This window comes from Paraburkholderia atlantica, assembly GCF_009362785.1.
GTDB classification, from domain to species: Bacteria; Pseudomonadota; Gammaproteobacteria; order Burkholderiales; family Burkholderiaceae; genus Paraburkholderia; species Paraburkholderia atlantica.
Window position 1 is genome coordinate 1 of the sequence record NZ_WHNQ01000099.1, and the last position, 7,658, is coordinate 7,658.

Below are 7,658 nucleotides of genomic sequence, written 5' to 3' on the forward strand. Positions count from 1 at the left end.
GCCGCCTGTGCCGACACGCCACGAAGGATTGTCACCGATCAGTTGCGCAGCTATCCGGCCGCGAAAGCGGAGATCCCCGAACTGGCGAACGTCACGCATGTGTTCGTCAAAGCCAGCGCCCGCGTCAACAACCGCGCCGAGAATAGTCATCAGCCAACCCGGGAACGCGAACGGCGTATGCGGGGCTTCCGCCTGCCCGAGCGCACTCAAGCTTTCCTGTCGAACTTCGGCCCGATCCGACAGCACTTTGCCCTCAAGCGACATCGGCTACGGGCTTCACGCTATCGCCAACAACTCGCCTTGCGATTTGCTGCGTGGCATCGCTTCACCGAACTCACCCAAAATCCGTCTATCGCTTTTTGAGCAACTGATCGCCCCTGCCAGCATTGCCTTCTCTCCTCTCTAACGTCACAAAGCCCTTTGTCCGGTTGGGGGTATTGCAAAGATGCTGGGGGTTGTGTAAAAGCGCAACATCATGAAGCCAGCTTGAATAATGCCATATAAAGCCAGACTAAAGAGGGGTGAACGGCGCAAGCGCAAGAAGCCGGGGTACCGGGTGACGAACGCGCGGGCGTATAACCAGAGCCTGAGAAAGCGCGGCATGATCAGCCTGTATGTGCCGGGCGGCGATCTGAAGGCGCAGCTTATCAACGCAAAGATCCGTACGCCGGGCGTGTCGGGGCGTGAGCCGACCTGCACCACGGCGTACATCGAGCTGATCTTTACCTTCTACCGGCTGTTCGGCTGCGGGATGCGGCAGATCACCGGCTATATGGAGGACTACTGGGAGACTCGCGGGCTGGCCATCCCGGTGCCCAGCGCCAGTCAGCTGGGCGAACGGTTCGCTTCACTGGAGGTGAGCGTCACGCAGCGTTGCGAACAGCTGGCCCGGCGTCTCGCGCGCGGCGGGACGATCAGTCTCATCGTCGACAGCACGGGATTGAGCTTTGGGCGGGCGAGCCAGTGGTACGAGGAAAAGTACGCCCGGAAGGCCGCGCGCACGCCGTGGCGCAAGATGCATCTGTCGATCGACGCTGACATGAACGTACACGCGATCCGCATCACCACTACAGAAGTATCGGACAGCGAAGGAATGGACGCCGTGCTGCCCGCCGATGTGCCGATGGATCGGGTGATTGCCGATGGCGCGTACTACAGCATCGGCCGTACCGAAGCGCTTTCAGGCGCGGGCGTGACGCCCGTCATCCCACCGCCAGCTCACGCTGTCGTACACGGCGAGCAGCGAACCCGCCGGCATGACCAGATCGTCAGATACATCGAGGACAAAGGCATCTATGCATTTCACAAGCAATTCGGCTACGGTGTGCGCTCGCTGGTCGAGGCACAGATCTCGCGCATCAAGCGCTGCATCGGCGAGCGCCTGCTGACGCAGGAGCTTGCGTCGCAGGAAGGCGAAGGCATCATCATCGCCAACCTGCTGAACCGGTGGAATGCCTTCGGCAAACCGGTTTGCGTCAAAAATGCATAGTCGCGTCCATGGCACGGGAACTCGTACCCATCCGGACAAAGCCCTCGCCACCCCTCTTTCACCTCGGCACCGGCATGCGCTCGACCTTGCGTTTCCCGGTGCGGCCGCGCAGCCGGGCATCACGCCGCTCGTGCCGTTCGGACCGGATGGCGCGCGACGATCCGTCGTCGCGACCCGGCCCGCCCTGCTTCGTTCAGAAATCGGCTTTCTGATTGAGATCGCCGACGCTCATGGTGAACTGCTGTTCCGAGAAGACTGCGTTTCCGCCAGGACCTTCCGTCGGAATGGCCTTGCCGTTCGGGAAAAAGGGCGGCTCGAACCACGTGCCGCCCGTTTCGAGCCGCTCGATTTCCTTGGTCGCACCGGCGTTGAACGAGAGCTGCCCAGTCTGCTGGTCGTAATGCCCGACCGAATTGCCACTGCCGTTGAACAGGTTGCCGTACTGGTCCATCTTCAGGTGCAGCGCCTCGCCGCCGGCCGCCGAATTCAGCTTGATATCGCGCAGCCCCTGGCCTTGGCCCTGCCCGAAGTCATTGCTAGGTATGGCCTTGCTAATGCCGCCGTTGCCGGTGCTGCCGTAGTCGCCACCGAACGGCGAGTCGTTGCGGTTGCCGTAACCGCCGAGGCCACCGCCGCTGCCGTCGGCACCACCGCCCGCCCCCGTTAGGTCGCTCAGAAGACTTTCGATGTCGTCCTTCAGTTTCTTCAGGAAATCCAGGCCATCCATGCCGCCACCCGAAAAACCTTGCGGCGACATAGTCGACGAACTACCGAAGATTGAACTAAGGCACCCAGACGTGATGTCGTTCATATGTTTGCTCCCGCTGAAAAAAGTGGATCTCCACGAGAATCGGACGCGTCGCGCGAGTGCGGCCCAATTCACCGACAGACTAGGGGGGGCGGCCACACCAACCGCTGGCGCGACGCGAAGCCGCGTCATGCGAACCGAACCGGCTGGTCTGGGTGCGGTGCGATACCGGCACGCGACGGCGCCAAGACCTGCGCGGTGCGCGGCCACAGCGACATCGCGCCGCGTCGCGCCCCGAACAGTTCGTTGCCGCGCAAGATTCGTCGGCCCATCCAGCATTTCGCGCGCACCGACTGATGCAACCCTTGCATCGACGAGAATTCCGATGCCACCATCGGCGCATCGACGCGCCCCTTTCGTCCGCCGGATCCGGTCGCGACGCTCACTACGCCTTCGGAGTAAACATCATGTCGAACCCACAAGTCGTGTCGAATATACTGCTAACGATGTTTTCCTGGGGCGTACGGTGCGGTTCGCGAGCCGAGCTCGAGGACATGCTGCCGGCGTTGCGCGTCCTGCATCCGCACGGCCCGACCGGCGACATCTGCGAAGCGCGGCTCGAGATCGGCTCGTCCAACTGGCTTGCCGCGTCGCAGGTGCTGCGTCAAATCGACGAACGCGGCGATGGCGGGCCGATTGTCTGGGCCCTTCAGAGCTGGTGCCTGTACACGCTCGGGGATATTGAATGGCAGCGCTGCGCACGCACGGTGCTCGCAAACGGCCACCCGACTGCCATTGCAATCGTCGACCGCTTCCTCGCGGCGACCGGCAACGATGATCAGGCGGGCTATCGAAGCGCCGACGCACACGCCCGCGTGACGGAAGCGCTGAATTCGAATCGCGTGCTGACCGCCTGATGCGAATCGCCACGGCTCTGATGGGTACTGTCAAGTTGGCGAGGTAGTCACGTAAGATGTCACGATGAAGAAAAGAAAATCGCTTTATCACGGCCACCGGTTCCCGGCGGCAATAATTAGTCTCGCGGTCCGGTGGTATTTCCAGTTCCAACTTAGCCTGCGTGATATTGAAGAACTGCTGTCGAGCGCGGTGTCGTTGTCCGTTACGAGACGATCCGCCGCTGGTGCGACAAATTCGGCGCGGGCTTCGCACACCGCGTCAAAGCTGCTCGCCGCAAGCCTGGGCGCACATGGCATCTGGACGAAGTCTTCGTTACGTTGCGCGGTGAGCCTTATCTGCTCTGGCGGGCAGTCGACCAGCACCGCGCCGGACTCGACATCCTGCTGCAGAAACATCGCGACAAGGCCGCAGCAAAGGGCGTTGTCAAGTTGGGTACTGTAGGTCAATGTCTCGGCACATGCATAGTAATCCTTATCAGTCAACCATCTCAACCGGGTCTGAGACGGTCCAGCCATGCCATGTTGCGAGACGTTCTTTCAGGATAGTGCGATGACGAGCGGCATTCATCTGGGCATTCATCTGATGTCTTGATAGCGCGAAGTGCTGACGGATCGGGCCGAAGCACGAAAGAAAAGCCTGCGTGCGATGCGCCTCGCGAAACCCGCACATCTGGCGTTCCCGCCTACGGGTCGGCTGGTGGCGGTTCTCGGCCCGGTTGTTCACGCGTGCGGCCGCTTTGACGAGAACGTGCTTTACCTGAGCAAGCTCAGGGATATCAGCCTTCGCCGCCGGATAACTGCGCAGCTGGTCGGTAACGATCTTGCGCGGCACCGGGTTTGAACGTAGCACCCGCCGGAAGAAGCGCTTTGCCGCGGCCTTGTCGCGACGCTTTTGCACCAGCACGTCGAGTTCGGCGCCATGCTCGTCGACCGCGCGCCACAGGAGATACGGCTCACCGCGCAGCGTCACGAATACCTCATCTAAATGCCAGGTGCTGCCGGGCTTGGGCCGCACCGCTTTGGCACGCTGAGCGAATCCAGCGCCGAACTTGTCGCACCAGCAACGGATCGTTTCATATGTGACCACAACGCCACGCTCAAGCAACAACTCCTCGATGTCGCGCAGGCTCAGGCTGATCCGCAAGTACCAGCGAACGGCGCAACTGATGACAATAGCAGGAAAACGGTGGCCGTGATAAGGCGATTTCATCTTCTTCATCACTTCATTTTACCGTCACATCTCCAGCAACCTGACAGTCCCATCTCGCGCATCAAGCGCTGCATCGGCGAACGCCTGCTGACGCAGGAGCTTGCGTCGCAGGAAGGCGAAGGCACAATCATCGCCAACCTGCTGAACCGGTGGAACGCCTTCGGCAAACCGGTTTGCGTCAAAAATGCATAGTCGCGTCCATAGCACGGGAACTTGTACCCATCCGGACAAAGCCCATCGCATCACGCCGCGTCGGCGTGACGATGCGTCATGTCGCCACGGCCCGCGAGCAGACCGTCAACTGAGATGTCCTCGTCGATCTCGCCCCAATGCAGCCCCCCTGCGCTGATTTCGTAATGCAGCCGCTGCTCGGGCGTTGCGTGCAACAGTCTCGGAAACCAGACAAGCGGAACGCCGAGCGTACGCCCGTCCTCCAGCTCCACCCACATCGCGAAATCGTCGAACCGCAGCTCTCTAGCTGAAGTGCTCATTCCACCTCCTTTCGATCAGTTCGCGGTTCTGCTCCACCGCATCCATCAGCAGCACCTGCTCCTTCGAAAACCCTGAACTGCTGGCCACACGCACGTCGGGATAGAGCCAGATCTTCGCCACACTTGAGCCCCGCTGGGCGTGAATGTGAACCGGCTCGCGCGGGTCGCCTTCGTTCGAATAGAAGAAGAACCGGATACCGTTGTATCGAAAGGCTTTTGCCGCCTCCACGTCGCGCTTTGCACGGAGCATGAAGTCAACCGTCTGGCCTACCCGATCCACCGCCCGATAAAGATAGACCCACTTGCCGCGCAGCTTGAGATAAGTCTCGTCAACACGGCAGGACTGGCCGGTGGGCCCGCCGAAGCGATTCCACCGTTTGACGAACTCCGGCACAAAGCGCCGCACCCAGCGCAGGATCGTCGTGTGGGCCCGCGACACAGACCCCGTTCCGCCATCATTTCGACCAGATCGCGCAAGCTAAGCTTGTAGCGCAGGTACCAGCGAACACACAGAATGATCACATCGCGGTCAAAGTGACGGCCTGCAAACAGTTCGTCCAGGCTCTTCAGCTTGCTCATCGTCGGTTCTCAATTCGTTCAGCCAGATACCTTAACCGATTCTCTCCCGCGCTATTTGCACCAGAGCCCCTTGCTCTACTACTTGCCGCTTGACGCGCGGCTGACGGCGACACGTGTCGCACCACCCGATTTGACTTTACTCGTGACTGCGCCGGCCGAAGCGGGGCGCTCAGCCACCCCGTGGTACATGGTAGAGCGTAATACTATGACCGAGCAGATTGTACCTATTGGGCTCCCTGTGGCGGTTGTCATCTAGGACGGCCCTGTAGCGCTCACCATGGATGTTAAATTCTGTCTGCCGCATATATTCGTTTGGCGCCAAGCCTTGCATATCTAGCATGCTGATCAGCAAGTCGGACGCGACCTGGTTGCCGTGTTGCCAGTCGGGGCCGGCGATATGACCGATCTCTGGGCGGGGCGGGTTCAGCGATGAAGGCTCGCTCCATGTACTGCTGTATGGATCGTGGGCTTGAGACTGGACAGGGGGGCTCCAGGGAAGAGAATAACCCGTTGGGTACGAATCACTCACGCCATACTCGTCATATGGCTGGTTCACTGAGCCGCTTGGCGTCGGCGGCTGCTCCCAAGGCAGCCCCCTAAAAAAGTCGGATCCGGCAGCATCCCCGGAGCCTTCATGGCCATACGGCTGGTTTATTGGGCCTCCTTCGTCCAGATTAGGCCAAGAATGCGATGACGCATTCGAGAAGGGGTGCGAGCCTGCTGCGCTCCACTCGGGCGTTACCGTCAGCCCCATTCTCTTCACTGTATTAATTGCAAATATGCATCTTGGTGCTCTTCCAGGGAATGCGCTCTGATACCTTTCCCTGATTGCTTCCAGCCGCGCATCTTGGCTTAAAAGCTGGTTGATTGATGGCAAATTTTGCGATTTTAGCCAAGTGCTAAACGCGCGGAGCCCTTTTTTAATATTGTCAATCGTTTGGTCAGTAAAGAACATCGGTGCCCGATCAATAAATAATGCAATGAGGGCTTCGTCTTCTCCGTATGAATCACTTCGGATGATTTCGCCGCCTCGTTGGCTGCGTGGTTCGCTGCTTCTAAGTGGTTCGCTGCTTCTAGCGCGAAACTTTTCGTTCGCGCGAGCGGTGTTTAGTGCACGTTGAACCTTGTTGAAAAACAAGCTGCCTAGGTGTTTAGCTGCTTTATCCAAGGCGGGATCGTCAAGTCCTCGATGCACGATACCGCGGCCAGTTTTTGCTGTGAGGTGATTACTCAAACGTGCCAGCGAGTCAGCAAAGTCATTGACATTTTTCTCCTTTAAGCCCCTGGCGATACTTTCTTCTTTAAAATGCTCAATAAATTCTCTATCTTCCGGATCGGATGCCTCTTTCTCATTCTTGCCGCCTAGCGCGTAGAAAGTCCGGCGAATCCCACTAGCCTGTTGCCCCAGGTTATCTTCCCGCTCCAGCTGCATGTCATTCAACTGCTGCAGGAGTACGTTAGATGGCTGCGCGGAGGCGCTAGGAGGTGAAGCCGGCGGAGAGTTGCCCCCCCCTTGTTGCATTTCCTGACGTGCTTGCAGAACTGCGTCGTCTCTACTATAGCTTTCAGCATCCAGTAGGTTCCATGAAGTCGCGTCCAATTTCTTCTCCTCGCTTAAGGCAAAGCATAGAATATCGTTTTTACCAAAAAACAAGTCCATCGGTGCGCAGCCATGTGCGGCGAAACGAAATTGGTGCATCATAAATCTGTTCGAGGCACAGAAATGGGATCTCCTCACTAATTAGCGATGCTTCCAGGATAGCTGAACAGGATCTGTCGCATTAGTGCGGGGAAGCTAGAATGCGCGTCTGACGAACCTGTGCGGGCTCGGTTTTGCCGCAGTAAGAAGCCTTAACATGATTGCTTTGATCTGGTAACTTCCAACGATTGCTGTAATGGGATGGTCACCCCCTCCCCGCAGCAGGGGTACTCTGCCGGGATTCCTTGGGAGATCTGCCATGCAAAACGTCACATTGGTCGGTATTGATCTGGGTAAGCACGCTTTTCACCTTCATGGTCAGGATGCGGCGGGTAAAGCGGTGTTTCGCAGAAAGTTATCGCGCAAGCAACTGATTGAGTTCTTCGCCACGCTCCATCCATGCACGATAGTCATGGAGGCGTGTGCTGGTGCGCACTGCATGGCACGCAAGATCGCCGAACTCGGGCACGAGGCAAAGCTGATCTCGCCGCAGTTCGTACGCCCGTTCGTGAAGAGCAACAAGAA

At 58.8% G+C, this 7,658-nt stretch carries 8 protein-coding genes and 3 pseudogenes; 5 read left to right on the top strand and 6 right to left on the bottom strand.

The window, feature by feature from the left end; translation table 11 throughout:
* Nucleotides 1-363, top strand: a 363-nt coding sequence (locus tag GCT19_RS40130) for a DDE-type integrase/transposase/recombinase (protein ID WP_152854963.1), incomplete at its 5' end; no start/stop codon positions are given.
* 238 nt (nt 364-601) lie between these two features.
* Nucleotides 602-1,489 (top strand): IS5 family transposase, encoded by an 888-nt coding sequence (locus GCT19_RS40135; RefSeq protein ID WP_265334649.1) that lies wholly within the window; start codon nt 602-604, stop codon nt 1,487-1,489.
* A 193-nt stretch (nt 1,490-1,682) separates the two neighbouring features.
* Here the strand turns inward: GCT19_RS40135 and GCT19_RS40140 are convergent, their stop codons facing one another.
* Nucleotides 1,683-2,300, bottom strand: a complete 618-nt coding sequence (locus GCT19_RS40140; protein ID WP_152854965.1) for a hypothetical protein — start codon at nt 2,298-2,300, stop codon at nt 1,683-1,685.
* 404 nt (nt 2,301-2,704) lie between these two features.
* On the opposite strand from GCT19_RS40140, the gene GCT19_RS40145 reads away from it, so the two are divergent.
* Together GCT19_RS40145 and GCT19_RS40150 are read left to right on the top strand one after the other, a co-directional pair.
* Nucleotides 2,705-3,154 carry an HrpB1 family type III secretion system apparatus protein gene (locus GCT19_RS40145; RefSeq protein ID WP_152854966.1) on the top strand — a complete coding sequence of 150 codons (450 nt, stop codon included), beginning with the start codon at nt 2,705-2,707 and terminating at the stop codon, nt 3,152-3,154.
* A gap of 64 nt (nt 3,155-3,218) precedes the next feature.
* Nucleotides 3,219-3,571 (top strand): annotated as a pseudogene (locus GCT19_RS40150) (IS6 family transposase); the annotation flags it as partial.
* 58 nt (nt 3,572-3,629) lie between these two features.
* Here GCT19_RS40150 and GCT19_RS40155 read toward each other — a convergent pair.
* The 5 genes and pseudogenes from GCT19_RS40155 to GCT19_RS40175 form a co-directional block, all read right to left on the bottom strand.
* A complete protein-coding gene (locus tag GCT19_RS40155; RefSeq protein WP_152854967.1) occupies nt 3,630-4,373 on the bottom strand; it encodes an IS6 family transposase in 744 nt (247 codons plus the stop codon).
* A gap of 233 nt (nt 4,374-4,606) precedes the next feature.
* Nucleotides 4,607-4,855, bottom strand: coding sequence for a DUF2442 domain-containing protein (locus tag GCT19_RS40165; protein ID WP_152854968.1), 249 nt, complete (start codon nt 4,853-4,855; stop codon nt 4,607-4,609).
* On the bottom strand, nt 4,839-5,084 hold the full coding sequence (locus GCT19_RS44715; RefSeq protein WP_321576950.1) for a DUF4160 domain-containing protein: 246 nt from the start codon (nt 5,082-5,084) through the stop codon (nt 4,839-4,841). The genes GCT19_RS40165 and GCT19_RS44715 overlap by 17 nt, the downstream gene beginning before the upstream one ends.
* Nucleotides 5,057-5,434, bottom strand: a pseudogene (locus GCT19_RS40170) (IS6 family transposase); the annotation flags it as partial. The pseudogene GCT19_RS40170 and the gene GCT19_RS44715, both read right to left, overlap by 28 nt.
* A 169-nt stretch (nt 5,435-5,603) precedes the next feature.
* On the bottom strand, nt 5,604-7,136 hold the full coding sequence (locus GCT19_RS40175) for a hypothetical protein (protein ID WP_152854969.1): 1,533 nt from the start codon (nt 7,134-7,136) through the stop codon (nt 5,604-5,606).
* 256 nt (nt 7,137-7,392) lie between these two features.
* Between GCT19_RS40175 and GCT19_RS40180 the strand changes: the two are divergent.
* Nucleotides 7,393-7,658, top strand: a pseudogene (locus tag GCT19_RS40180) (IS110 family transposase); the annotation flags it as partial.